Origin of the sequence: Streptomyces olivochromogenes, assembly GCF_021538895.1 — a bacterium.
In the GTDB taxonomy this organism is placed as follows: Bacteria; Actinomycetota; Actinomycetes; order Streptomycetales; family Streptomycetaceae; genus Streptomyces; species Streptomyces olivochromogenes_A.
On the sequence record NZ_JADDRL010000061.1, the window covers coordinates 25,876 to 49,108 of the forward strand.

Annotated in this window: 24 protein-coding genes and 1 pseudogene; 9 read left to right on the plus strand and 16 right to left on the minus strand. The window is 70.7% G+C overall.

The genetic code is table 11. The features are described 5' to 3' along the window. Nucleotides 1-118: 118 nt before the first annotated feature. The 4 genes from hpt to dacB all read right to left on the minus strand — a co-directional run bounded on the left by hpt (nt 119) and on the right by dacB (nt 4,886). The gene (gene hpt, locus IPZ69_RS27660) at nt 119-679 is read right to left on the minus strand and encodes a hypoxanthine phosphoribosyltransferase (protein WP_235457305.1); all 561 of its coding nucleotides are present in this window, start codon (nt 677-679) and stop codon (nt 119-121) included. 75 nt (nt 680-754) lie between these two features. Continuing rightward, complete coding sequence (gene tilS, locus IPZ69_RS27665) at nt 755-1,810, minus strand: tRNA lysidine(34) synthetase TilS (RefSeq protein WP_235457279.1); 1,056 nt, start codon at nt 1,808-1,810, stop codon at nt 755-757. Nucleotides 1,811-2,002: 192 nt separating this feature from the next. Further along, nucleotides 2,003-3,136 carry a zinc-dependent metalloprotease gene (locus IPZ69_RS27670; RefSeq protein ID WP_235457280.1) on the minus strand — a complete coding sequence of 378 codons (1,134 nt, stop codon included), beginning with the start codon at nt 3,134-3,136 and terminating at the stop codon, nt 2,003-2,005. A 145-nt stretch (nt 3,137-3,281) separates the two neighbouring features. Then, a complete protein-coding gene (dacB, locus tag IPZ69_RS27675; protein WP_374294017.1) occupies nt 3,282-4,886 on the minus strand; it encodes a D-alanyl-D-alanine carboxypeptidase/D-alanyl-D-alanine endopeptidase in 1,605 nt (534 codons plus the stop codon). A gap of 79 nt (nt 4,887-4,965) precedes the next feature. On the opposite strand from dacB, the gene IPZ69_RS27680 reads away from it, so the two are divergent. Together IPZ69_RS27680 and IPZ69_RS27685 are read left to right on the plus strand one after the other, a co-directional pair. Then, nucleotides 4,966-5,457: an inorganic diphosphatase gene (locus tag IPZ69_RS27680; RefSeq protein WP_010044289.1), complete on the plus strand. Its 492-nt coding sequence runs from the start codon at nt 4,966-4,968 to the stop codon at nt 5,455-5,457. A gap of 144 nt (nt 5,458-5,601) precedes the next feature. Further along, nucleotides 5,602-7,266: a threonine/serine exporter family protein gene (locus tag IPZ69_RS27685; protein ID WP_235457281.1), complete on the plus strand. Its 1,665-nt coding sequence runs from the start codon at nt 5,602-5,604 to the stop codon at nt 7,264-7,266. A 57-nt stretch (nt 7,267-7,323) separates the two neighbouring features. Here the strand turns inward: IPZ69_RS27685 and IPZ69_RS27690 are convergent, their stop codons facing one another. Continuing rightward, a complete protein-coding gene (locus IPZ69_RS27690) occupies nt 7,324-8,313 on the minus strand; it encodes a DedA family protein (protein WP_235457282.1) in 990 nt (329 codons plus the stop codon). Between the two features lie 145 nt (nt 8,314-8,458). Here IPZ69_RS27690 and IPZ69_RS27695 point away from each other — a divergent pair, with 145 nt between their 5' ends. Continuing rightward, nucleotides 8,459-8,824: a YbjQ family protein gene (locus IPZ69_RS27695; protein ID WP_235457283.1), complete on the plus strand. Its 366-nt coding sequence runs from the start codon at nt 8,459-8,461 to the stop codon at nt 8,822-8,824. A 17-nt stretch (nt 8,825-8,841) separates the two neighbouring features. Here the strand turns inward: IPZ69_RS27695 and IPZ69_RS27700 are convergent, their stop codons facing one another. After that, entirely contained in the window at nt 8,842-9,624 is a 783-nt protein-coding gene (locus IPZ69_RS27700; protein WP_235457285.1) for a MerR family transcriptional regulator, read from the minus strand. 170 nt (nt 9,625-9,794) lie between these two features. On the opposite strand from IPZ69_RS27700, the gene IPZ69_RS27705 reads away from it, so the two are divergent. Together IPZ69_RS27705 and IPZ69_RS27710 are read left to right on the plus strand one after the other, a co-directional pair. Beyond that, nucleotides 9,795-11,081 carry an ion channel protein gene (locus IPZ69_RS27705; protein ID WP_235457286.1) on the plus strand — a complete coding sequence of 429 codons (1,287 nt, stop codon included), beginning with the start codon at nt 9,795-9,797 and terminating at the stop codon, nt 11,079-11,081. A gap of 40 nt (nt 11,082-11,121) precedes the next feature. Next, nucleotides 11,122-12,534, plus strand: coding sequence for a glutamate decarboxylase (locus IPZ69_RS27710; protein WP_235457287.1), 1,413 nt, complete (start codon nt 11,122-11,124; stop codon nt 12,532-12,534). A 29-nt stretch (nt 12,535-12,563) separates the two neighbouring features. On the opposite strand, the pseudogene IPZ69_RS27715 reads toward IPZ69_RS27710, so the two are convergent. The 5 genes and pseudogenes from IPZ69_RS27715 to IPZ69_RS27735 form a co-directional block, all read right to left on the minus strand. Then, nucleotides 12,564-12,950 (minus strand): annotated as a pseudogene (locus IPZ69_RS27715) (ABC transporter permease); the annotation flags it as partial. An 85-nt stretch (nt 12,951-13,035) separates the two neighbouring features. Further along, nucleotides 13,036-13,677: a PadR family transcriptional regulator gene (locus IPZ69_RS27720; protein ID WP_235457288.1), complete on the minus strand. Its 642-nt coding sequence runs from the start codon at nt 13,675-13,677 to the stop codon at nt 13,036-13,038. Between the two features lie 66 nt (nt 13,678-13,743). After that, the gene (locus IPZ69_RS27725) at nt 13,744-14,304 is read right to left on the minus strand and encodes a DinB family protein (RefSeq protein ID WP_235457289.1); all 561 of its coding nucleotides are present in this window, start codon (nt 14,302-14,304) and stop codon (nt 13,744-13,746) included. A gap of 97 nt (nt 14,305-14,401) precedes the next feature. After that, nucleotides 14,402-15,862 (minus strand): aldehyde dehydrogenase family protein, encoded by a 1,461-nt coding sequence (locus IPZ69_RS27730; RefSeq protein WP_235457290.1) that lies wholly within the window; start codon nt 15,860-15,862, stop codon nt 14,402-14,404. A 156-nt stretch (nt 15,863-16,018) separates the two neighbouring features. Then, nucleotides 16,019-16,843, minus strand: coding sequence for a helix-turn-helix domain-containing protein (locus IPZ69_RS27735; protein WP_235457307.1), 825 nt, complete (start codon nt 16,841-16,843; stop codon nt 16,019-16,021). A gap of 344 nt (nt 16,844-17,187) precedes the next feature. On the opposite strand from IPZ69_RS27735, the gene IPZ69_RS27740 reads away from it, so the two are divergent. Further along, entirely contained in the window at nt 17,188-17,688 is a 501-nt protein-coding gene (locus IPZ69_RS27740) for an ATP-binding protein (protein ID WP_235457291.1), read from the plus strand. 94 nt (nt 17,689-17,782) lie between these two features. On the opposite strand, the gene IPZ69_RS27745 is transcribed toward IPZ69_RS27740, so the two are convergent. From IPZ69_RS27745 to IPZ69_RS27760, 4 genes are all read right to left on the minus strand, one after another. Beyond that, entirely contained in the window at nt 17,783-18,052 is a 270-nt protein-coding gene (locus tag IPZ69_RS27745) for a DUF397 domain-containing protein (protein WP_235457292.1), read from the minus strand. Between the two features lie 146 nt (nt 18,053-18,198). Then, entirely contained in the window at nt 18,199-18,696 is a 498-nt protein-coding gene (locus tag IPZ69_RS27750; RefSeq protein ID WP_235457294.1) for an SRPBCC family protein, read from the minus strand. After that, complete coding sequence (locus IPZ69_RS27755; RefSeq protein WP_235457295.1) at nt 18,693-19,046, minus strand: ArsR/SmtB family transcription factor; 354 nt, start codon at nt 19,044-19,046, stop codon at nt 18,693-18,695. Before IPZ69_RS27755 ends, IPZ69_RS27750 begins: the two co-directional genes overlap by 4 nt. Nucleotides 19,047-19,169: 123 nt before the next feature. Further along, the gene (locus IPZ69_RS27760) at nt 19,170-19,541 is read right to left on the minus strand and encodes a VOC family protein (RefSeq protein WP_235457296.1); all 372 of its coding nucleotides are present in this window, start codon (nt 19,539-19,541) and stop codon (nt 19,170-19,172) included. Nucleotides 19,542-20,002: 461 nt separating this feature from the next. On the opposite strand from IPZ69_RS27760, the gene IPZ69_RS27765 reads away from it, so the two are divergent. Continuing rightward, nucleotides 20,003-20,506: a hypothetical protein gene (locus IPZ69_RS27765; protein ID WP_235457297.1), complete on the plus strand. Its 504-nt coding sequence runs from the start codon at nt 20,003-20,005 to the stop codon at nt 20,504-20,506. A gap of 111 nt (nt 20,507-20,617) precedes the next feature. Continuing rightward, entirely contained in the window at nt 20,618-21,136 is a 519-nt protein-coding gene (locus IPZ69_RS27770; protein WP_235457298.1) for a DUF4232 domain-containing protein, read from the plus strand. 3 nt (nt 21,137-21,139) lie between these two features. Here the strand turns inward: IPZ69_RS27770 and IPZ69_RS27775 are convergent, their stop codons facing one another. Next, complete coding sequence (locus tag IPZ69_RS27775; RefSeq protein ID WP_235457299.1) at nt 21,140-22,261, minus strand: DUF2786 domain-containing protein; 1,122 nt, start codon at nt 22,259-22,261, stop codon at nt 21,140-21,142. A gap of 196 nt (nt 22,262-22,457) precedes the next feature. On the opposite strand from IPZ69_RS27775, the gene IPZ69_RS27780 reads away from it, so the two are divergent. Continuing rightward, nucleotides 22,458-23,201: a Clp protease N-terminal domain-containing protein gene (locus IPZ69_RS27780; protein ID WP_235457300.1), complete on the plus strand. Its 744-nt coding sequence runs from the start codon at nt 22,458-22,460 to the stop codon at nt 23,199-23,201. Nucleotides 23,202-23,233 lie beyond the last annotated feature (32 nt).

Consider the following 23,233-nt stretch of genomic DNA (forward strand, 5'->3'; position numbering starts at 1 on the left):
TGTCACCCGAAGCCGCGCGAAGCCGCTCGGACGGCTGGCATTCCCGTCTCTGCATGCTCCAACGGCACGAAACCCGCTGGGGTTCCCGATCGTCTTACGGACTTGGGCCCTTTGGGGCTCAGCCGCCGTAGACGTGAGGCGCGAGCGTACCGACGAACGGGAGGTTGCGGTACTTCTCGGCGTAGTCGAGGCCGTAGCCCACGACGAACTCGTTGGGGATGTCGAAGCCGACCCACTCCACGTCGATGGCGACCTTGGCGGCGTCGGGCTTGCGCAGCAGCGTGCACACCTTCAGCGAGGCGGGCTCGCGCGAGCCGAGGTTGTTGATCAGCCAGGACAGGGTCAGGCCGGAGTCGATGATGTCCTCGACGATCAGGACGTGCTTGCCCTTGATGTCGGTGTCGAGGTCCTTGAGGATCCGCACGACACCGGAGGACTGGGTGCCCGCGCCGTACGACGACACGGCCATCCAGTCCATCGTGACGGGGGTGGACAGCGCCCGGGCGAGGTCGGCCATGACCATCACCGCGCCCTTGAGCACGCCGACGATCAGCAGATCCCTGCCCTCGTACTCCGCGTCGATCTTCGCGGCCAGCTCGGCCAGCTTCGCGTCGATCTCTTCCTTGGTGATGAGCACCCGCTGGAGGTCGGCACCCATGTCTTTCGCGTCCACCCGCATCACTTTCGGTCGTCCCACCGGCCCGCCGGTCCCGTCCCCTGAGGGAGATCCGGCGCCTCCCCCGGGGGGAGGGATTCAGCCTTGCCGAATCACCAGTCTGCCACCCTGTCGCTGGGCGACGACTTTGCCCGGGAGATTGATGGCCCCCTGGCCGCGCCAACCGGTGATCAGCCGGTCGAGTTCCTCGATGTGGCGGGCGAACAGCGAACCGGCCGGAGCACCCGCCTCGATGGCGGCGCGGCGCAGGATGCGGCGGCGCACCGCGGGCGGCAGCGCGAAGAGCTTGGAGCACTCCAGGAGTCCGGTGGCGTCACGGACGGCGGTCTCGGCCTGACTGGCCCAGGCGTCGAGGGCGTCGGCGTCGTCGCGGGAGAGCTGGGCCGTACGGGCGAGTGCCTCGACGACGCCCTTGCCGAGGGCCTTCTCCAGGGCGGGCAGGCCCTCGTGGCGCAGCCGGGAGCGCGTGTACGCCGGGTCGGCGTTGTGCGGGTCGTCCCAGACCGGCAGGGACTGGACCATGCAGGCCTTGCGGGCGGTCTGCCGGTCGAGCTGGAGGAAGGGGCGGCGGTAACGGCCGCCGGCCCCCGAGACCGCGGCCATTCCGGACAGGGAGCGGATGCCGGAGCCGCGGGCGAGGCCGAGCAGGACGGTTTCGGCCTGGTCGTCGCGGGTGTGGCCGAGCAGGATCGCGCGGGCGCCGTGGCGTTCGGCGGCGGCGTCGAGGGCGGCGTAGCGGGCGTCCCGGGCGGCGGCCTCGGGACCTCCCTCGCGGCCCACGGTGACGGCGATGGACTCGACGGGGTCCAGGCCGAGTTCGCGCAGCCTCAGGACGACCTCGTCGGCGCGCAGGCCGGAGCCGGGCTGAAGGCCGTGGTCGACGGTGATACCGCCGGCGCGGATGCCGAGTTTGGGGGCTTCGAAGGCGAGGGCGGAGGCGAGGGCCATGGAGTCGGCGCCGCCGGAGCACGCCACGAGGACGAGCGGGGACGGGGGGCGCTCGTACGCGCCGTGCGCGCTGTCCGGGGCGGCGTGCGTGCCGACCCGGGAGTTGGGGATCTGTTCGTCGATGAGGTCGTGAAGGACGCGGCGGACCGCCAGGCGTATCGCCGCGACCGCAGGATGGGGACCCATGTCCGGTTCCCTTCATGAAATTGTCGGGGGTGAGCCCGAGCTTCGGTCACTCAGAGTGTGTAGATGGTGACAGAAACGGGCCGTTCCCCGAGCATTGCACGCCTACCCATGGCTCACGGTCCCTCGGACGGGTGATTGGAGGGGCGTTCGCCTGCCGTCGGCCGGATTCGGTTCACGACTTTCCCACGGGGTTCACGACTCGGGCTTGCGGTGCACCCGCGCGATCCAGTCCGCCGGTTTGGCGATCTCCGTCTTGGTCGGCAGGGTGTTCGGAGAGGTCCACACGCGGTTGAAGCCGTCCATGCCGACCTGGTCGACGACCGCGCGCACGAAGCGCTCGCCGTCCCGGTATTGCCGCAGCTTGGCGTCCAGTCCCAGCAGTTTGCGCAGCGCCAGGTCCAGCCGGGAAGCGCCCTTGGCGCGGCGCTGCTGGAACTTCTCGCGGATCTCCGAGACGGTCGGTACGACTTCCGGACCGACCCCGTCCATCACGAAGTCGGCGTGCCCCTCCAGGAGGGACATCACCGCGGTGAGGCGGCCGAGGATCTCTCGCTGGGCCGGGGTCTGCACCAGTTCGACGAACGACCGTCCGCCGTCGTCCTCCTCGCCCTCCGGGCGCCCGCCGGCCAGTGACTGGGCGGCCTCGCGCATGCGTTCCAGGACGGTCATCGGGTCGACATCGGTCTCCGCCAAGAAAGACTGGATTTCACCCTCCAGGTGGTCACGCAGCCACGGCACGGCGGTGAACTGCGTGCGGTGCGTCTCCTCGTGCAGGCACACCCACAGCCGGAAGTCGTGAGGTTCCACGTCGAGTTCGCGCTCCACGTGGACGATGTTCGGCGCGACCAGCAGCAGCCGGCCGCCGCCGTTCTCGCCGGCCGGGAGGTCGCGGGTGGCGGGGGCGAAGGTCTCGTACTGGCCGAGGACGCGGGAGGCCAGGAAGGACAGCAGCATGCCCAGTTCGACGCCGGTGACCTTGCCGCCGACGGCGCCGAGGACCGCACCGGCGGGGGTGCCGCCGCGCCGCTCCTGCATCTTGTCCAGCAGGGGCTTGAGGATCTCCCGGAAACCGGCCACGTTCGCCCGGACCCAGCCGGGACGGTCGACGACCAGTACGGGCGTGCCGTGGGTGTCCTCGGTGCCCATACGAGTGAAGCCCCGGACGTGTTCCTCCGAGGCCTTCGCGTGCCGCCGCAGTTCCGCGACGACGGCGCGGGCCTCGTCGCGGCTCACCTCGGGGCCCGGCCGCACGAGCCGGCTCGCGGTCGCCACCGCGAGGTTCCAGTCGACCATCCCAGGAGATGCAGCGCCACCGATGCTCGTCATGCGTCAACCGTACGTGAGCCTTCCCACTTGGGGCAGGCCGTGCGAGGTCGGCGAGGCTCGGGGCGACCCGTGGGGCGTCGGGGGATTCCCGCGCGGGCAGGGGTGAGCCGAGGTTCGAGCGGCCCCCGCACCCGCACCCCGTCGGCTACCCGCATCCGCACCCCGCCAGCGCCGTCGCCGTCTTGTCCAGGGCCGTCTGGGCCGCGACCGGATCCGTCGTGTTCGCGGCGAGGAAGGCGAAGGCCAGGAGTCGGCCGTCCCGGTCGACCACGGTGCCCGCCAGCGTGTTCACGCCCGTCAGGGTGCCGGTCTTCGCCCGTACGACGCCCGCCGCGCCGTCCGCGTAGCGGCTGCTGAGGGTGCCGGTGAAGCCGGCGACGGGCAGGCCGGTGAGGACGGGCCGCAGGCCGGGGTGGGTGGCGGAGCCGGCTTCGACCAGGAGGGCGGTCAGGAGGTTCGCGGTCAGCCTGTCGTTGCGGTTCAGGCCGCTGCCGTCGTGGAACGACGCGCCCTTCATCGGCAGGCCCAGTTTCTTCAGCTGCGCGGCGATCGCGGCCGCGCCGCCGTCGAAGCTCGCCGGCCGGCCGCTCGCCAGGGCGGTCTGGCGGGCCAGGGCCTCGGCGATGTCGTTGTCGCTGTTGGTCAGCATGCGTTCGACCAGGTCGGACAGGGGCGGCGAGCTGACCGAGGCGAGGGCGGTGGCGCGGCCGGTCGCCTTGGAGGGGCCGGGGTGCGTGGTCTTGATGCCGGCGTCCTTGAGGAACCCGGCGAACTTGCCGGCCGCGTCCGCCGCGGGATCGGCCACCCGGGTCACCGGCCCGCTGTTCGAGCCGTCGGTACGGCCCTCGTCGGCCATCAGGGAGCTCACGGGGGCGAGGTTGTCGTTGACGCCGATCGGGTGGAGCACGGGGCCCGTGTACAGGGTGGTGTCGTACGAGAGCGTCACCTGGCGGACGCCGCGGTGCCCAAGCGCCTCGGCCGTGTCCCGCGCCAGGGTGCGCAGGCTCGCCCAGCCCTCCGCCTTGGTGTGGGCGGTGAGCGTCGGGTCGCCGCCGCCGACGAGGACGAGTTCCTTGGTGTCGGCTTCCAGGGCGGTCCGGGTGGTGAGGCGGTGGTCGGCGCCCAGGGCGGACAGCGCGGCGACGGCGGTGGCGATCTTCGTGGTGGAGGCGGGGGTCAGGGCCGTGTCGGCGCCGGTGCCGTACAGCCGGCCACCACTCGCCACGTCGACGACCGCGGCCGTGTGCGAGCCGCCGAGCGCCGGGTCGTCCAGGAGCGGGTCCAGGACGTTCGCGAGGGCCTTCCCGGTGGGCGCCGACCTGACCTTGTGGGCGGTGCCGCCCAGGCTCGTCAGGACGGACGCGGCGCTCGGGGCGGGCCGGGGCCCGTCGTCCGCCGTGCCGGAGTCACCGCCGTGATCTGCGCCACCCGGCCGCTCCAGGGCGACCGCGCGCTCCCGCTCGGCCGTACGCTGACCGTTGGCGTCCCAGGGGCCGACGGCGGAAACCACTCCGGCGGCCAGTGCCAGCCCGGCGGTGGCGGCGCCCGCGGTGTACTGCCAGGTCTTCAGGGACCGCGGACGAGCGAGGCCCCCTGGCCCCGCGAGCCGGGGTCCCACGGCCCGGGTGATCCGCGCGACCCGCGGTTTCGCGGCCGTCGCGACCCGTGCCAGACGGGGTCGTACGGCGTTCGCGAGCCGCACCACATGCGGTCCCGCGGCTCGCCAAGGCCTCAGCTCTGGCACGACCACCAGCCCCTTTCGCGATCACACACCTGCGTGAGGGACACTTAATCACCAGAACTATGTGCTGATCATGGAGGAGCCACCGGTGGAGTTCGACGTCACGATCGAGATCCCGAAGGGTTCGCGGAACAAGTACGAGGTGGACCACGAGACCGGTCGGATCCGCCTGGACCGTCGCCTCTTCACCTCGACCGCCTACCCGACCGACTACGGCTTCGTCGAGAACACCCTCGGCGAGGACGGCGACCCGCTGGACGCGCTGGTCATCCTGGACGAGCCGACCTTCCCGGGCTGCCTCATCAAGTGCCGTGCGATCGGCATGTTCCGGATGACGGACGAGGCGGGCGGCGACGACAAGCTGCTGTGCGTTCCGGCCACCGACCCGCGGGTGGAGCACCTGCGCGACATCCACCACGTGTCGGAGTTCGACCGCCTGGAGATCCAGCACTTCTTCGAGGTCTACAAGGACCTGGAGCCCGGCAAGTCCGTCGAGGGCGCCAACTGGGTCGGCCGCACCGACGCCGAGATCGAGATCGAGCGGTCCTACAAGCGCTTCAAGGAGCAGGGCGGTCACTGACCTCCGTCCCACGGGACTGGAGGACGGACACCACTGCGTCCCTAACGGGCCGCACGCGCACGCGTGCGGCCCGTTTGCGTGTCCGCTGTGGGCCCATGCGCATACTGGGGCCTGGGCAAGGTGTCGTTCAGGGAGCGTTGCGGAGTGACGGAGGCGGAGGACCGCAAGCCTCGTTCGGACGAGGCGAGGAGCACGTACGACCCCGAGATCACGTCGGAGTTCGCCGTACCCGAGGGGCTGTCGGTCCCGAGGACGGGCGGTGAGTCCGAGACGACGTCCGAGTTCGCCGTGCCCGAGGGCACGCACGCGCCGCAGGCGCCGAGCGCCGAGCCGGAGGGCTCGGCGTTCAGCGTGCCGAACACGTACAGCAGCCGGCAGGCCCCGCCGGCGTTCACCCCGGCGACCGGCATCCCGGCCGTCAGCCTGGTCAAGGACGCGCCCTGGCAGGACCGGATGCGCACGATGCTGCGCCTGCCGGTGGCCGAGCGGCCGGCCCCGGAGCCGGTGCAGAGGGGCGAGGAGGAGGGCGGCCCGGCCGTCCCGCGCGTGCTCGACCTGACCCTGCGTATCGGCGAGCTGCTGCTGGCGGGCGGCGAGGGCGCCGAGGACGTCGAGGCCGCGATGTTCGCGGTGTGCCGGTCGTACGGCCTCGACCGCTGCGAGCCGACCGTCACCTTCACGCTGCTGTCGATCTCGCACCAGCCGTCCCTGGTGGACGACCCGGTGACGGCGTCCCGCACGGTGCGCCGGCGCGGCACCGACTACACGCGTCTGGCGGCCGTGTTCCGGCTCGTGGACGACCTGACGGACCCGGAGACCCATGTCTCCCTGGAGGAGGCCTACCGGCGGCTCGTGGAGATCCGCCGCAACCGCCACCCGTACCCCACCTGGGTGCTGACCGCGGCGACCGGACTGCTCGCGGGCGCGGCCTCCGTCCTGGTCGGCGGTGACGTGATCGTGTTCGTGGCGGCGGCGCTGGGCGCGATGCTCGGCGACCGGCTGGCCTGGCTGTGCGCGGGGCGCGGGCTGCCGGAGTTCTACCAGTTCACCGTGGCCGCGATGCCGCCCGCCGCGGTCGGCGTGGCGTTCACGCTGGCGCACGTCGACGTGAAGGCGTCCGCGGTGATCACCGGTGGGCTGTTCGCGCTGCTGCCCGGACGGGCGCTGGTGGCGGGCGTGCAGGACGGCCTGACCGGCTTCTACATCACCGCTGCCGCCCGCCTGCTGGAGGTCATGTACTTCTTCGTCGGCATCGTCATCGGCGTGCTGGTCATCCTGTACTTCGGCGTGAAGCTGGGCGGCACGCTCAACCCGGACGCGGCGCTGAACATCGCCGAGCGGCCGCTGCTCCAGATCGCCGCCTCGATGCTGCTGTCGCTGACCTTCGCCGTACTGCTCCAGCAGGAACGATCCACCGTGCTGGCGGTGACGCTCAACGGCGGCGTCGCCTGGTCGGTGTACGGCGCGATGCACTACGCCGGGGAGATCTCGCCGGTGGCCTCCACGGCCGTGGCCGCCGGGCTGGTCGGGCTGTTCGGGCAGCTGCTGTCGCGGTACCGGTTCGCGTCCGCGCTGCCGTACACCACGGCCGCGATCGGGCCGCTGCTGCCGGGTTCGGCGACCTACTTCGGGCTGCTGTCCATCGCGCAGAACGAGGTCGACAAGGGGCTCGTGTCCCTGGCCAAGGCCGCGTCCCTCGCCATGGCCATCGCGATCGGCGTCAACCTGGGGGCGGAGATCTCGCGGCTGTTCCTGCGCGTCGGCTCCGCCAAGAAGCGCCGGGCCGCCAAGCGGACGAGGGGCTTCTGAGGCCCCCCAGCCGCCTGCTCCTGCTCCTGCTCCTGCTCCTGCTCCTGCTCCGAGGCCCTACTGCTGGTTGTACGGGTGCTGCTGCGGGTAGCCCTGCTGCGATCCGTACGGCTGCTGCTGGTCGTAGCCCTGGTCATAACCCTGGTCGTAACCCTGGGGGTACTGCTGCTGCGGGTACTGCTGCTGGGGGTACTGCTGCTGCGGGTAGCCCTGCTGGGCGTAGGGCTGCGGCTGCTGCTGGGGCTGTCCGTAGAACTCGTCGTAGCCCTGCCCCGACCCGTACGGCTGCTGCTGGGGCTGCTGCTGCCCGTACTCCGGCTCGACACGGCGCAGCTGGGTCGTGGCGTCGTCCATGACCGGGGCCTGGGGCTGGGCCTGCTGCTGGAAGGGCTGCCGCTGGGCCGGGGCCTCGGCGGGCGGGGCGTTCTTGCTCTTGGAGCGGGCCCGCAGGAACTCGATGGCGATCGGGACCACCGAGATCAGGACGATCAGGATGAGGATCGCCTCGACGTTCTTCTTGACGAAGTCGACGTTGCCCAGCCAGGAGCCGAGCAGGGTGACGCCCGCGCCCCACAGGACGCCGCCGATCACGTTGAAGACCAGGAACGAGCGGTACTTCATGCCGCTGACGCCCGCGATGATCGGCGTGAACGTGCGCACGATGGGCACGAAGCGGGCCAGGACCAGGGACTTCGGGCCGTACTTCTCGAAGAACTCGTGCGCCTTGGTGACGTTCTCCTGCTTGAACAGGCGGGAGTCCGGGCGGTTGAACAGGGACGGGCCGACCTTCTTGCCGAACATGTAGCCCGCCTGGTCGCCGAGGATCGCGGCGAGGCAGATGAGGGCGATCGCGCCCCACAGCGGGAAGTCCAGCTGGTGGGAGGTGATCAGCAGACCGCAGGTGAACAGCAGCGAGTCACCCGGCAGGAAAAACCCGATGAGCAGGCCCGACTCGGCGAAGACAATGAGGAGCAGACCCCAGATGCTGTACGTGTCGAGCAGGTAGTTGGGGTCCAGCCAGCTCGGGCCGAGGGCGAGCGTCGTCACGGTTCCGGGCTCCTGAAGGGTGAAGGCGTTGCGGCGTCGGCGTTCTCGTACAGGCGCACAAAGCTATCAACGCATGGTGTCCGCCCCAGGTTCCACCGGTGTCTCCAGGATGCACTGTGCGGGGACTGGGGCAAAGCTGTGAGCCATGGGCATTGATGAGTACGGCGGCGGCCAGGGTCTCCAGCCCGACGTCCTGGTCGTGACCACGAACGACGTACCCGGACACCGGGTGCAGGACGTCCTCGGCGAGGTCTTCGGACTGACCGTGCGCTCGCGGCATCTGGGCAGCCAGATCGGCGCGGGCCTGAAGTCGTTGATCGGCGGGGAGCTCAAGGGGCTCACCAAGACCCTGGTGCAGAGCCGCAACGAGGCCATGCAGCGGCTCGTGGAGCAGGCACGCGCGCGGGGGGCCAACGCGGTGCTGATGTTCCGCTTCGACGTGACGGAGACGGCGGACGTGGGCACGGAGGTGTGCGCGTACGGGACCGCCGTGGTCCTGGCCCGGGAGTAGGGCCCCGGGCCAGGTGACTACGCGGTGTGTCCGTCGGTGTGGCGGTCGGCGTTCGCCGCGATCGCGTCCCGCAGGTGCTGGGCGAGGCCCGGCCGCATGGCGTCGTAGTGCGCCGTGAAGCGCTCGTCGGCCACGTACATGTCGCCGAGGCACCGGTGGAGCTCGTGCGGGCACTCGTAGAACCACCTGCTGATGTGCTGCCGGTGTTCCTCGGCCAGGTCCATGGCCCGCTCGCCGGCCGGTGGCTCGCCCGCGTCCATCAGCGCCTTGTAGCGCTCGGCCCAGGCGTCCACCTCGGCCTGCGACCGCTTCCAGTCGTCCTTGGTGTAGCGGGCGGCCCGGCGCTGCGACTCGGCGTACTGGTCGGTGCCGCCCCAGCGCTGCTCGGCCTCCTCGGCGTACTGCTCGGGGTCGTTGTCGCCGAAGACCTCGAAACGCTCCTCGGGTGTGAGGTCGATGCCCATCTTGTGTGCCTCCATGGCGTGCTCCACGGCCGCGGCCATCTTCTGCAGTCTCTCGATCCGGGCGGTCAGCAGTTCGTGCTGGCGGCGCAGGTGCGCGCGCGGGTCACCCCTGCCGGCGGCCAGGTCGTCGAGCAGCGCCGCGACCTCGTCGAGCGGGAAGCCGAGCTCCCGGTAGAACAGGATCTGCTGCAACCGGTCCAGATCGGCGTCGGTGTAGCGCCGGTGGCCCGCGTGGCTGCGCTCCCCCGGGACGAGCAGGCCGATCTCGTCGTAGTGGTGCAGGGTGCGCACCGTGACACCGGCGAAGCCGGCGACCTGTCCCACGGAGTAGCTCACTTCCGCTCCTTCTTTCTGGTACGCGCTCCACGGTGGGCCCTCACGTGACGTGAGGTGCAAGCCGGTTTCCCGGCCGTCCGCCCCCCGCCGGACGTGCCGTCCCCCTCGTCCGGCCGCGCCGTCCGCCCGCTCCGGATGTTGTGTCGGTTTTGTCCGCTTATGGTGAGGCCGTGGCCCAGGAGACCGCGCCGCAGACGCGCACGACCGCCCCGGCGACCCCCGCGCGCGCCCTGCTGCCACTGATCCTGCCCGCCCTCGCTGTGGGCGTGGTGGCGAGCCTGATCCTCCTCGGGGTGGACACGGCGGCCGGGCAACTGGAGAAGGTGCTGTGGCAGAACCTGCCCGACGCGCTCGGGATCGGCCGCTACTCGGTTCTGTGGATCTTCGTGATGCTCACCGCGACCGGCATCGCCGTCGGGCTGGTGGTGTGGAAGGCGCCGGGCCACGCGGGACCCGACCCGGCCACCACGGGACTGCAGGCGCAGACGCTGCCGCCCGTCGCGCTGCCCGGCCTGGCCCTGGCGGCCGGCCTGATGCTCGCGGGCGGGCCGAGCCTGGGGCCGGAGAACCCGATCATCGCGGTGAACGTCGGCCTCGCGGTGTGGCTGGGCGGCCGGTTCCTCCCCCGACTGCCGGGCCCGCTGTGGGTGGCGCTGGCGGAGGCGGCGACGATCGGCGCGCTGTTCGGCACGGCGGTGGCGGCGGCCCTGGTCATCTCGGAGTCGCTGGCCGGGAGGCCGATGAGGGGGCTGCTGTGGGACAACGTCTTCGCTCCCCTGGCGGCCGGCGCGGCCGGTGCCATGACGACCACCCTGGTCTCGCATCCGACCTTCGACCTGCACCTGCCCCCGGTCGACGTGCCGGACGCCGGCGATCTGCTCGCGGTGATCGTCGTGGCGTCGGTGGGCGCCCTGCTCGGCATGTGTGCCGTGCGCGCCTTCCCGTACGTCCACGCGGCCTTCCATCGGCTGCGGCACCCGATGCTGATGCTTCCCGTGGGCGGGCTCGTGCTGGGCGCGCTGGGGGTCCTGGGCGGCCCGCTGACGCTCTTCAAGGGGCTGGACCAGATCCACGAGCTGGCCGGCGATCCCGAGGGCTGGACGGCCGGGCAGTTCGCCGTGATGACGGTGGTGAAGCTGGCCGCGCTGCTCGTCGCCGCGTCCTGCGGCTTCCGGGGCGGGCGGATCTTCCCGTCCGTGTTCATCGGCGGCGCCCTCGGTCTGTGCGCCCACGCCCTGGTGCCCGCCGTCCCGCCGGCGCTGGGCGTGGCGGCGGGCGTGCTGGGCATGCTCCTGGCCGTCACCCGACAGGGCTGGGTGAGCCTGTTCACGGCGTCGGTACTCGTCGCCTCTCCCACGATCCTGACCCTGTTGTGCATCGCCACGCTGCCCGCCTGGCTGCTGGTGACGGGGCGGCCGCAGATGCAGCTGCGGCCGGACGGGACGGCGGTCCGGTGATCCGCCGGGCGGATCTGTTCACCTTCTAGGAGGCAATTCCATGGCACTGCACAAGGGCCCGCAGAAGCACGAGGAACGCACGACCCACATCAACCCCTTCTACGGGGAGGCGAACCCGGTCGTCGGCCTGACCCAGGCCCCGCCCACGCACCGGCTCCCGGACTCCCCGCTGCCGCCGACGACCGCGTACCAACTGGTGCACGACGAGCTGATGCTGGACGGCAACTCCCGGCTGAATCTGGCCACGTTCGTCACCACCTGGATGGAGCCCCAGGCGGGGATCCTGATGGGGGAGTGCCGGGACAAGAACATGATCGACAAGGACGAGTACCCGCGCACGGCCGAGCTGGAGCGGCGCTGCGTGGCGATGCTCGCCGACCTGTGGCACGCGCCCGACCCGTCGACCACCGTGGGCTGTTCGACGACCGGCTCCAGCGAGGCCTGCATGCTCGCCGGCATGGCCCTCAAGCGGCGCTGGGCGAGCCGCAACGCGGACCGCTATCCGAGCCGGGACGTCCGCCCGAACCTGGTGATGGGGGTCAACGTCCAGGTGTGCTGGGACAAGTTCTGCAACTTCTGGGAGGTCGAGCCCCGGCTGGTCCCGATGGAGGGCGACCGCTACCACCTGGACCCGGAGGCGGCGGCCGCGCTGTGCGACGAGAACACCATCGGGGTCGTCGGCATCCTCGGCTCCACCTTCGACGGGTCGTACGAGCCGATCGCGGACCTGTGCGCGGCCCTGGACGCCCTCCAGGAGCGCACCGGCATCGACGTCCCGGTGCACGTGGACGGCGCGTCCGGCGCCATGGTCGCGCCCTTCCTGGACGAGGACGTGGTGTGGGACTTCCGGCTGCCGCGCGTGGCCTCGATCAACACCTCCGGGCACAAGTACGGCCTGGTCTACCCGGGCGTCGGCTGGGCGCTGTGGCGGGACAAGGAGGCGCTGCCCGACGAGCTCGTGTTCCGGGTGAACTACCTGGGCGGCGACATGCCCACCTTCGCGCTCAACTTCTCCCGGCCGGGCGCCCAGGTCGTGGCGCAGTACTACTCGTTCCTGCGGCTGGGCCGCGAGGGCTACCGGGCCGTGCAGCAGTACACCCGGACGGTGGCGACCGCGCTCGCCAACCGGATCGAGGCGCTCGGCGACTTCCGGCTGCTGACCCGGGGCAACGAGCTGCCGGTCTTCGCCTTCACCACCAACGACGACGTGACCTCGTACGACGTCTTCGACGTCTCCCGGCGGCTGCGCGAGAGCGGCTGGCTGGTGCCCGCGTACACCTTCCCGCCCAACCGGGAGGACCTGTCCGTCCTGCGGGTGGTGTGCCGCAACGGCTTCTCCGCGGACCTCGCCGAGCTGTTCATCGAGGACCTCGGCCGCCTGCTGCCGGAACTGCGCCGACAGGCGCATCCCCTCACCCGGGACAAGGGCGCGGCCACCAGCTTCCACCACTAGGCCCTGTCGCGGCCGCACCCGCCGTACCGCTAGTGACTCAGGCGGGCGAACCGCCGTACCGCCAGCGGGAAGAACACCGCCAGCAGGGCCAGGGGCCAGAGGATCGCCGGCCAGACGTGGGCGGGGTCCCCGCCGGCGCCGCCGAGCAGGTCCCGGACGGCCGTCGCGGTCCGGGACAGCGGGTTCCACTCGACGGCCGTGCCCAGCCAGCCGGGCATGGAGCGGGGCGTGGCCAGCGCGTTGGAGAAGAAGCCGACCGGCCAGACCAGGATCTGCACGGCCTGCACCAGCTCCGGCTTCCCGGCGACCAGGGCGAGGTGGATGCCGGCCCACAGCATCGCGAACCGGAACAGCAGGAGCAGGCCGACGGCGCCCAGGAAGGCCCCGGGGCCGCCGTGCGCGCGCCAGCCCAGCGCGCACGCCGTTTTCGCTAGTCAAACTTGACTACCCGCTCGAAGTTAACGCCGGAAAGGGGTATTGGTCAAACTTGATTAGTGTCGGCTAGCGGCTGTCCTCCGGGTGGGACTTCCCCGTCGCGTACGGGTTCTCCTCGCCCTCGGCGAGGACGCCGACGAACGGTTCGCCCTCGCCCGCGAAGGTGTACGCCCCACCCTCGATCCGCGCGATCAGCCCCCGGGTCCACTCGGCCTCGGCGTCGGCGGTGTGGATCCAGAGGTTCATGATCTCGCCGATGTGGCCCAGCTGTTCGGGGCCGTCCTCGGGCACGTAGTGCTCGGTGACGGCGGATCGCCACTCCTCGCTGCGCCGGATGCGCTCCTTCAGGAGCGCCACCGCCTCGGCGCGCGGCAGGTCCACGATGAAGCCGATGGCGGCCGACTTCATGTCCATCTTCTGGTCGTACGAGGTCAGCGCCTCGCGCACCAGCCGGAGGTACTCCTCGGTGCCCGCCTCGGTGATCTCGTACTCGGTGCGCGGCGGGCCCCCGGCGGTGGACGGCGCGATCTCGTGCGCGAGCAGCAGTCCCTGTTTCGCCATCTGCTTCAGGGCGTGGTAGATCGAGCCGGGCTTGGCGTTGGACCACTCGTGGGCGCCCCAGTACTCCAGGTCGTTGCGCACCTGGTAGCCGTGGGCCCGACCGTGCTGGCGGACCGCGCCCAGCACGAGGAGACGGATCGCTGACATGCGGTCCAGGTTATGGCCCGGGGGCCGGCCCACCTGCCGCCGGGCCGCCCGGGCGCCCTCGGCGGCCTAGGCCTCCTGGGACTCCTGGCCCGTCTGGGCTTCCAGCGCCACGAGCTCGAACGCCGTCTTGCCGTCCAGCGACTCGCGGATTATGTCGGCGTGGCCGCCGTGCCGGGCCGTCTCGCGGATCAGGTGCAGGGCCAGCCAGCGCATGGAGACGGACTCGTCCGGCGGGAACCAGGGGTCGTTCGGGAGCGGGAAGGTGTCGTCGAGGCTCGGGACGGAGCGGATGAACTTCTCCGTCTCGGCGGCGACCTCCTCCCAGTAGGCCAGCTGCCCGGCCACGGTCTCGCCCTCGGCCAGGGCGAAGCACTCGTGCCAGTTCGACGCGTCCCGCTTGACCGCCGGCGACTCGCCCTTGGCACGGGCGACCCAGCCCTGCTCGACCTCGGCGACATGCTTGACCAGACCGCCCAGGGACAGCTCGCTCGCGCTGGGGCGGGACGCGGCCTGCTCTTCCGTCAGCCCCAGCACGGCCCGCCGGACGGCCCCGCGCTGCTCCGCGAGGAAGGCGAGCAGCGCCCCCCGCTCGTCGCCCTGTGCTTCGGCTCCCACGTGCATGACCATGACTGGCCCTTTCCTCAGGTCCAAACGGCTTCTCTTGCCCGACACCGATGACGTTACGGACCCTTGCGGTCAGCTTCTGTCCTCAAGGACGCGGCCACTAGAACGGGAACGTGCTCCGGCCGTGCTGCACCGAGATCCACTTGAGCGTGGTGAAGGCGTCCAGGGTGGTCTCGCCGTTGAGGCGGCCGATGCCGGAGTGCTTCTCGCCGCCGAAGGGGACCAGCGGCTCGTCGTGGATGGTGCCGTCGTTCACATGGAACATGCCGGTGTCCACACGCTTGGCGAAGGCCACGCCACGCTCGATGTCGGCCGTGTGGACGGCGCCGCTCAGGCCGTAGGGCGTGTCGTTGACGATCCGGACCGCGTCCTCCTCGCCGTCGAACGGCACCAGGAGGGCGACGGGGCCGAAAATCTCCTTGTGCAGCAGGGAGGAGTCGGTCGGCACATCGGTCAGGACGGACGGCTCGACCAGGTTGTCGGTCGTCGCACCGCGCACCAGGACGGTGGCGCCCTCGGCCACGGCCTGCTCGATCGCCGCCGAGATCGCGTTCGCCTGGAGGGAGTTGATGACCGGGCCGATCACCGTCTGCGGGTCGCTCGGATCGCCGGTCTTCAGTGTCCTGACCTTGGCCACGAACTTCTCGGTGAACTCGTCGGCGACGGAACGATCCACCAGCACACGGTTCGCGGCCATGCAGACCTGGCCCTGGTCGACGTACCGGCTGAAGACGGCCGCGTCGACCGCGTAGTCGATGTCGGCGTCGTCGAGGACCACCAGCGCGCTGTTGCCGCCCAGTTCGAGCACCGAGCGCTTGAGCTGCGCGGCGCACACGGTGGCGATGTGCCGGCCGACCTTGTCGGAGCCGGTGAAGGAGATGACCTTGGGGACCGGGTGCTCGATGAAGGCATCGCCTATCTCGGCTATGTCGGTCAGTACGACGTTCACCAGGCCGGGCGCGAGGCCCGCGTCCTCGAAGAGCTTGGCGATCAGCGTGCCGCCGCAGATCGGGGTGTCCTGGTGGGGCTTGAGGACGACGGAGTTGCCGAGCGCGAGGGCCGCGGCGACGGGCTTGATCGACAGCAGGAAAGGGAAGTTGAACGGGCTGATGACGCCGACCACGCCGACCGGGACGCGGTAGAGGCGGTTCTCCTTGCCGACGATCGGCGAGGGCAGGAATCTGCCCTCGCAGCGCAGCGCCAGCTGGGCCGCCTCGCGCAGGAACTCCTTGGCGAGGTGGATCTCGAACCGGGCCTTCATGTACGTGCCGCCGAGCTCGGCGATGATCATCTCGGTGATCTCGCCCTCCCGCTCCTCGACGAGGCGCAGGACCTTCTCGAAGAAGACGCGGCGGGCGTACGGGTTGGTCTCGGCCCAGGCGCGCTGGGCCCGTGCGGCCGCCCGGTAGGCGTCGTCGACCTCGTCGATGGTGGCGATGGTGATCGAGGCCAACTTCTCACCGTTGTACGGGTTGAAGTCGATGATGTCCCAGGAACCACTGCCCGGGCGCCACTCACCGTCGATGTACTGCTGAGCCAGGTCGGTGAAGCAGGACGACATGTGATCCCTCGATCCCTTGCTGCCGAAGCAGTCGAGACAGACACCCGATCAACTTCACGGTCAGTTCAGTCTGATCACACGTCATCGTACTTGTGTTTTATGTGAGTTGGGGTGTCACCTGGGGATACGAAATGAACGAAGTCAAGAGTGCCGCCATCAGGACAGTTGCAGCAGTCCCCGCAGCAGGTCCCGGCTCTCGTCCGGCCCGGGGCTGTCCTGCTGGAGTTCCTTCAGCGCCTGTTCGTACTGCGCGACGTCCTCGCGCTTGTCCAGATAGAGGGCGCTGGTGAGCTGCTCCAGGTACACCACGTCGGACAGGTCGGACTCGGGGAAACTGAGGATGGTGAAGGCACCGCTCTCCCCGGAGTGACCGCCGAGGCTGAACGGCATCACCTGCAGCCGCACATTGGGCCGTTCGGAGATCTCGATCAGGTGCTGGAGCTGGCCGCGCATCACCTCGCGGTCGCCATAGGGACGGCGCAGGGCGGCCTCGTCCAGGACGATGTGGAACTCCGGGGCATTCTCGGAGACCAGATATTTCTGCCGCTCCAGGCGCAGCGCCACCCGCCGTTCGACGTCGGCCACGCTCGCGCCCTTCATGCCGCGCCGCACGACCGCGCGGGCGTACTCCTCCGTCTGCAGCAGGCCGTGCACGAACTGCACCTCGTACGCCCGGATCAGTGAGGCCGCGCCCTCCAGGCCCACGTAGGTGGGGAACCAGCTCGGCAGTACGTCGGAGTAGCTGTGCCACCAGCCCGCGACATTGGCCTCCCGGGCGAGGGAGAGCAGCGACTCGCGCTCCGCCTCGTCCGAGATGCCGTACAGCGTCAGCAGGTCTTCGACATCCCGTGTTTTGAAGCTCACCCGGCCCAACTCCATCCGGCTGATCTTCGATTCGGAGGCGCGGATCGAGTAACCCGCCGCCTCGCGCGTGATCCCCCGCGCCTCACGCAGTCGCCTGAGTTGTGATCCGAGCAGCATGCGTCGCACCACCGATCCGGGCTCTCCCGCGCTCACGTTCGCCAGCCTCCCCAACCGTCTTCAGGGGCCGAAGTCTGCCACTAAAACACTTCGAGCAGTACTCGTCTGGTTACGGAAACGGAGAGAGGCCAAAGTTTCCGCGCAGGAAGAAGGGAGGAAGAGACAAGGAAGAGGTGAGACACATGCACAAGCTTGGCGGAAAAAATGGCCAACAAGCGGTACGGGAGTGCTCAATTCGGTCTCGTGCACGTGCATCTGCCCTTGCATCTGCTGTGCGCATCCGAAACCATGGTCCCGCGCCACCGCTGCATCGCAACGACCGCGAATTCCCGGGAGTGCCTCGCATGGGGACGAATGGATCGACCATGCTCAAGCCGTTACGGCAGGGCCTTCCGCCACTGGACCCCGCGGCCGTGTCCAGCGCCGCCTCCTGCGCACTGCCCGCCCGCTACGAAGCCGTGCGCGAGGCACGCCAGTTCACCCGCAGAACGCTCGAACAGTGGGACGTCGGCGACCGCTTCGACGACATATGCCTGGTCGTCTCGGAACTGGTCACCAACGCCCTGCGGCACGCGCTGCCGGGCGACGGCGGCTGTTGCGGCGCGGACCAGACCCCGCAGGTGCGGCTGCACCTGATGCGCTGGACCGAGCGGCTGGTGTGCGCGGTGCGCGACCCCAGCCACGACACCCCGGTCGCCGGCAGTTCGGACGACTTCTCCGCGGAGTCGGGTCGCGGACTGTTCCTCGTCGACTCCTTCAGCGACAGCTGGGGCTGGCACCCGCTCGCCGGCACCCTCAACGGCAAGGTCGTCTGGGCGCTGTTTCGGCTCCAGCCCGGTGAATGACATAGACACGGCACCACCTGACGTGCCGAGTCTACGCGCGTTGCGAGGCCTACTGCCACGGCGCCCTCGGCCTGCCGGCCGAGTGGTGCCGCCGTCAGTTCGTGATCAGGTGGTCGAACTCGCCGTCCTTGATGCCCAGGAGCATCGCCTCGATCTCCGCGCGCGTGTACACGAGCGCGGGACCGTCCGGGAAGCGGGAGTTGCGCACGGCCACGTCCCCGCCCGGCAGCCGGGCGAACTCGACGCAGGAACCCTGCGAGTTGCTGTGCCTGCTCTTCTGCCAGGCCACTCCGTCCAGCTGCGTGGCAGCCATGCCGTTGTACACGTCGTACCCCCCGTACACGCTGTCAACGTCGCGGTCCACAGGTCGCTCCCTGGTGGTGCACTGGCTGATGTGGCCATAGATGCTGTAGTCAACTGACCCGGATCATAACCCCGTTCAAGTGCAGATGCATGAGCAGATGCACGTGCACGGGGGGTGGTCCCGCGATTACAGCTTTGACGCCTTCTTTACCGAAGGTGTTCCAGCGTCTGCCCCAGAGCCCGCAAGACATGCGAACGCCAGCCCCCGCCCATGATCTTCCGCGCCATCATCTGCGCCGGATCGTCCGGATCGAATCCCTCGTGTACTAGGAAGAGACGCGTACCGCGCCCTTCGTGTTCCAGCGTCCACGTAATGGTCCAGTCCGTGGGATTGGCCGGATCGGCATCCGCCCAGCGGAGGGACAGCATCCGCTCCCTGTCGTAGGCGAGAACCTGCACGTCGACGACACCCGAGAAGCGGGTTCCCGGACGCGGGAGCGAGGTCATCCGGTACCGGTGACCGACTTCGAGGCGAAAATTCTCCGCCCCCGGCATCTGCCACTGGGCGAGCAGGTCCGGGTCGGTGAGGGCGCGCCAGACCTTGGCGGGCGGGTGCGGGAAGAACTGGTCGACGTGGATCGTGGTGAGATCGTCGCCGGACTCGGGGGGCTCGGGGAGTTGCGGGTCCTCTGGTCGGTCGTTCATGGCTGATCATCGTCGGGCATGCGGTCCAGGAGTGCGCCGAGGCCCTTCAGGCGGTCGCGCCAGAACCGCTCGTACGGATGGAGCCAGTCCTGCAGGTCGGCCAGCGGGGCCGCCTCCAGGCGGTAGATGCGCTGCCTGCCGGAGCGCTGCTCGGAGACGAGGCCGGCCTCCCGGAGGACCTTGAGGTGCTCCGAGAGGCTGGGTCGCCGCATGTCGAAGTGGTCGGCCAGGGCCTGGACGGGCTGGGGGCCCTCCTCGCGCAGGAGGCGCAGCACCTCGCGGCGGGTGGCGTTGGCGAGCGCGGCGAAGACACGGTCCTCGGCGGCCTCGCGGGTGCCTGCTGCGGTCATGCCGGGCCCTTCTCGTCGTCTGCGCTCGTGACTGCTCGCGGCCGCTCCCGTCCGGCCGTGTCCGGCTGTGTCTGGCTGTGTCTGGCTGTGTCCGGCCGTGTCCGTCAGTTGCCCGTACTTGGCCTAGCCGTGAGCCTCCGTGAGCAGCATCAGACCGTTGCCGTCCGGGTCCTGGAAGGCGGCCATCCGACCCCACGGGAGGTCGTCCGGGCCCTGCACCTCGGTACCCGCCTCGGCGAGCCGGGCGCAGTCGGCGTCGACATCGGTCGTCACCAACATGATCCCCCGCGTCGTGCCGGGTTCGAAATCACCCATGCCCGGCCCGGAGAGTGTGAAGACGGTCTGCGCGCCCGCGGGGGCGACCTGCAGCCAGCGGCCCTGGGGCAGATCCAGGTCGGCGGTGACCTCGAAGCCGAGGACGTCCCGGTAGAAGCGCAGGGCGCGGTCCTGGTCGGTGACGGGGAGGGTGACGAAGGAGGCGTGGGTGATGTTCATGGGCACGACGATAGGTAGGAGTTCCCCTACGAGTCAAGCGTAGGGAATTCCCTACCCATCGAACGGGGCGAGTGGCGCGCACGAGCGCCGGGAACGGCACCGCGCGCCCGGGAACCGTGGGCTCCCGGGCGCGCGTGGGGTGTGGGGGGTTGCCCGCCAAGTCCCCTGGGTGGTCGCCCGGACGGGGACTTGGCGGGCGGTCGGGATGAGTTGTGTCAGGACTCCACGGTCTTCGCCGTCGGCTTCGGGAGAGTCGAGCACGGCTAGGACGGGCGCGTACTCCGGCCGGCGGGGATCGCGCAGGCAGCCGCGCGGCTTCGGACCGTCCCCGGTGAACCTGTGGGAGCGGGCGCACGGCGGTTACTGCCGGGGTCCGGAAGGCCTCGTGGTAGGGCCTGGTAGCTTGCTGCGGTCGTTCCGGCGAACCGGGCGGCCGACCGGCTACAGCTTGGGAGCTTCCAGTGACTTCGGCGACTACGACGGTGCGGATCGCGGCCGCGGCCGCGGGGCTGGTGGGCGCGCTCGCGCTGACCGCGTGCAGCAGCGGCGGTGACTCCAACGACGACTCCTCGGCGAGCCCGAGCGCGTCCGCGGCCCCGACGTCGACCGCGGGCAGTGGCGGCACGGGAGGTACGGGCTCCTCCGCCGGCAAGCTGCAGGGCAGTTGGCTCACCACGACCGACGGCAAGGCCGTGGCCCTGGTGATTACCGGCAAGCAGGCCGCGCTCTTCGGGACCGGCGGGACCGTGTGCAGCGGGTCCGCGGGCGTCGAGGCGGGCATGCAGATGATCCATCTGAAGTGCGCCGACGGCTCCAAGGACCGGGCGACCGGGATGGTCGACTCGGTGAGCGGGTCGACGATGAAGGTGACCTGGTCGGGCAAGCTCGGCAAGGAGACGTACACCAAGGCCGAGGGCGGCAAGCTTCCTCCGGGTCTGCCGACGGCGAGCCTCGGGGCGCAGTAGCCGCCGTACCCGGGGCCCGGTGGCCGCCGTATCGGAGGGGCGCGCGAGCGGGGAACGGCCGGGCACGTGATGATGCTGGGACACCGTCACGACCTCGACAGGGACCCACACATGCGCGCCTTTCCGCTCACCGTCACCGCCCTCGCCGCCGTCCTCGTGCTGACCGCCTGCGACAACGGCGGCGGCGACAAGAACAAGGGCAAGGACAACAACGCCTGCGCGGACGGCGGGGTGTCCGTGCAGATCGGGGCGGCGAGCCTGGCCCCGGCGGCCGGCGACACGGGTGAGGTGCCGGTCAGCATCACCAACCAGAGCACCCCGTGCACCCTGGAAGGCTTCCCCCGGGTCGACCTCGCCGCGGGCAGTGCCTCGGCCACCGTCTCCGCGCAGCAGGGCGCGAAGGCGCAGAAGCTGAAGCTCGCCAAGGGCGACTCCGCCTCCTTCACCATCAGCTATGTGCGCGGCAAGGCGGGCGACAAGGCGAGCCTGGAGGCCAAGACCGTGAAGATCACCCTGCCCGGCGCCAAGGAGGCCCAGACCTTCCCGTGGTCGTACGGCCCGGTCGCGGGCAAGGGTTCCGCGGACAAGCCGAACGCCACCGTCAGCACCTTCCAGCAGGTCGGCGACTGAGGATCACGGCAGTCGCGGACGGGACCCGACCTCGGCCCGGTCCGCCGCCCGCGCCCCCTCCGTCCAGCCCGCCGCGTCGCTGACCCCGCGCAGCCGGGTGGTGGTCGTCTCCGGGAACATGCGCTCCATGCGGGTGGTCACGGCGGTCTCGCGGGTGGCCAGCACCGGGAGCAGATCCTGGGTGACCTGGGTCTCGGCGGCGGCCGCGAGGCGGTCGCCGACGCGGTGGGCGTAAGCCGCGAGGAAGGACTGCCGGAAGGTCTTGGTGCGCTTGCGCCCGCCCGCGCGTTGGGCGGCCTCCGCCTTCGTCATCGCGTGGGTGGCCTGCACGAGGAGCGAGGTGTAGAGGAGTTCGACCGCCTCCAGGTCGCCCTCGAAGCCGACGACCGTGGAGAAGCACAGCGGTTCGTTCCACACGGCACGGCAGTGGTTCGCGGTGGCGACGGCGTCCAGCAGCACCGCCTTGGCCTGTTCGTACGGCGGCTCGACCCCGATCCGGCAGGCGCCGGGCGCGTCGGCGGCGGGTGCGTCGGCCGCAAGCAGGGCCTCGTCGATGCTGTGCCGGGCCATCAGCTCCTGCGCCTTGGCGCTGAGCGCCTCCGCCTCCTCCGGGAACCCGGTCGCCTCCGCCTTGGCGAGCAGCGCCCGGATGCGGGTGAGCATGCGGGAGGCCGGCCGCGGGCCTTCCTGGCCCTCCCGGCGCGGGCGCGGCTCGTCGAGGGGCTCCAGGGCGGGCAGGCGCAGCAGCAGGCGGTACAGCTCCAGGACCGCGGTCGCGTGCGAGAACCGGTCGCCGCCGCGCGGGGCGCCGTCGGGGAGCGCGTGGAGCTGGGCGGTCCAGCGGGGGCCGCGCGGGCGGTCCTGCGGCACCTGGGCGCGGATCAGGGCCGCCGCCCGCTCGACGTGCATCTGGTCGAGTTCGCGGCGTACCAGGCGTACGACGTCGGCGGGCTGCCAGCCGCGCCGCCAGGCCGCCGCCACGAACTCCTCTCCCCGCCGCGCGAGTTCGGTGTCGGCGCCGGGGTCGGCCGCGAGGAGGGACGCCGCCGTGTCGAGGCCGGAGTCGGTGTCGTCGTAGAGGGCGGCCGCGAAGGCTCGCTCGACGGTGCTGGTCGTACTGCTCACTCGTCGATCGTGCCATGGGCCACCGACAGCGGTCGGCGGCTGTCCACACCCTGTGGACAGCCGTACGGTCACGTGGGCGGGGGCGGCGGTGCACCGAAGTGACGAAGCCGGTCCCCAGGACACCCGGGGCACCCAGGACGCCCCGCACCGTCAACTCCCGGTTGACGGTGCGGGGCTGTCAACCTACGGTTGACACATGACGACGAACCCTTCCGGCACGGCATCGGTACGCCTCGACGACCTGATCGAGGCCATCAAGAAGGTCCACGCGGAACCTCTCGACCAGCTCCAGGACGCGGTGATCGCCGCCGACCACCTGGGCGACGTCGCCGACCACCTGATCGGCCACTTCGTCGACCAGGCGCGGCGTTCCGGCGCCTCCTGGACGGACATCGGCAAGAGCATGGGCGTCACCCGGCAGGCGGCGCAGAAGCGCTTCGTGCCGAAGGAGTCCCTCGACCTGGACCCCGCCCAGGGCTTCAGCCGTTACACCCCGCGCGCGCAGAACACCGTCATGGCCGCGCACAACGCGGCCAAGGCCGCGCACAACGCCGAGGTGCTGCCCGAGCACCTCGTCCTCGGCCTGCTCGCCGAGCCCGAGGGCCTCGCCGCGAAGGCCCTCGCCCAGCAGGGCGTCGGCCTCGACGCGATCCGCGAGGCCGCGGCCGCCGCGCTGCCGCCGGCGGCCGAGGAGGTGCCCGAGCTCGTCCCGTACAGCGCCGCCGCCAAGAAGCCCTTGGAGCTCACCTTCCGTGAGGCGCTCCGCCTCGGCCACAACTACATCGGCACCGAACACCTCCTGCTGGCCCTGCTGGAGTACGAGCACGGCGAGGGTGTGCTCAGCGGCCTCGGCATCACCAAGGAGAAGGCCGAGCAGTACGTCACCAAGGTGCTCGCGCAGCTGCTGCAGACCCGCGAACAGCAGCGGCCCGAGAGCTGAACCCGCAGGTCACGGCGGATTGTCAGTGCCGC

Bases quoted from the DNA above. Each gene is read 5' to 3' on its own strand.
- IPZ69_RS27735 (WP_235457307.1), bottom strand. From the start codon at position 16,843: ATGCTGCTCGGATCACAACTCAGGCGACTGCGTGAGGCGCGGGGGATC.
- IPZ69_RS27710 (WP_235457287.1), top strand. From the start codon at position 11,122: ATGGCACTGCACAAGGGCCCGCAGAAGCACGAGGAACGCACGACCCAC.
- tilS (WP_235457279.1), bottom strand. From the start codon at position 1,810: ATGGGTCCCCATCCTGCGGTCGCGGCGATACGCCTGGCGGTCCGCCGC.
- IPZ69_RS27720 (WP_235457288.1), bottom strand. From the start codon at position 13,677: ATGTCAGCGATCCGTCTCCTCGTGCTGGGCGCGGTCCGCCAGCACGGT.
- IPZ69_RS27730 (WP_235457290.1), bottom strand. From the start codon at position 15,862: ATGTCGTCCTGCTTCACCGACCTGGCTCAGCAGTACATCGACGGTGAG.
- IPZ69_RS27770 (WP_235457298.1), top strand. From the start codon at position 20,618: ATGCGCGCCTTTCCGCTCACCGTCACCGCCCTCGCCGCCGTCCTCGTG.
- IPZ69_RS27760 (WP_235457296.1), bottom strand. From the start codon at position 19,541: ATGAACATCACCCACGCCTCCTTCGTCACCCTCCCCGTCACCGACCAG.
- IPZ69_RS27740 (WP_235457291.1), top strand. From the start codon at position 17,188: ATGGGGACGAATGGATCGACCATGCTCAAGCCGTTACGGCAGGGCCTT.
- IPZ69_RS27695 (WP_235457283.1), top strand. From the start codon at position 8,459: ATGGGCATTGATGAGTACGGCGGCGGCCAGGGTCTCCAGCCCGACGTC.
- IPZ69_RS27750 (WP_235457294.1), bottom strand. From the start codon at position 18,696: ATGAACGACCGACCAGAGGACCCGCAACTCCCCGAGCCCCCCGAGTCC.
- hpt (WP_235457305.1), bottom strand. From the start codon at position 679: ATGCGGGTGGACGCGAAAGACATGGGTGCCGACCTCCAGCGGGTGCTC.
- IPZ69_RS27780 (WP_235457300.1), top strand. From the start codon at position 22,458: ATGACGACGAACCCTTCCGGCACGGCATCGGTACGCCTCGACGACCTG.
- IPZ69_RS27755 (WP_235457295.1), bottom strand. From the start codon at position 19,046: ATGACCGCAGCAGGCACCCGCGAGGCCGCCGAGGACCGTGTCTTCGCC.
- IPZ69_RS27725 (WP_235457289.1), bottom strand. From the start codon at position 14,304: ATGGTCATGCACGTGGGAGCCGAAGCACAGGGCGACGAGCGGGGGGCG.
- IPZ69_RS27670 (WP_235457280.1), bottom strand. From the start codon at position 3,136: ATGACGAGCATCGGTGGCGCTGCATCTCCTGGGATGGTCGACTGGAAC.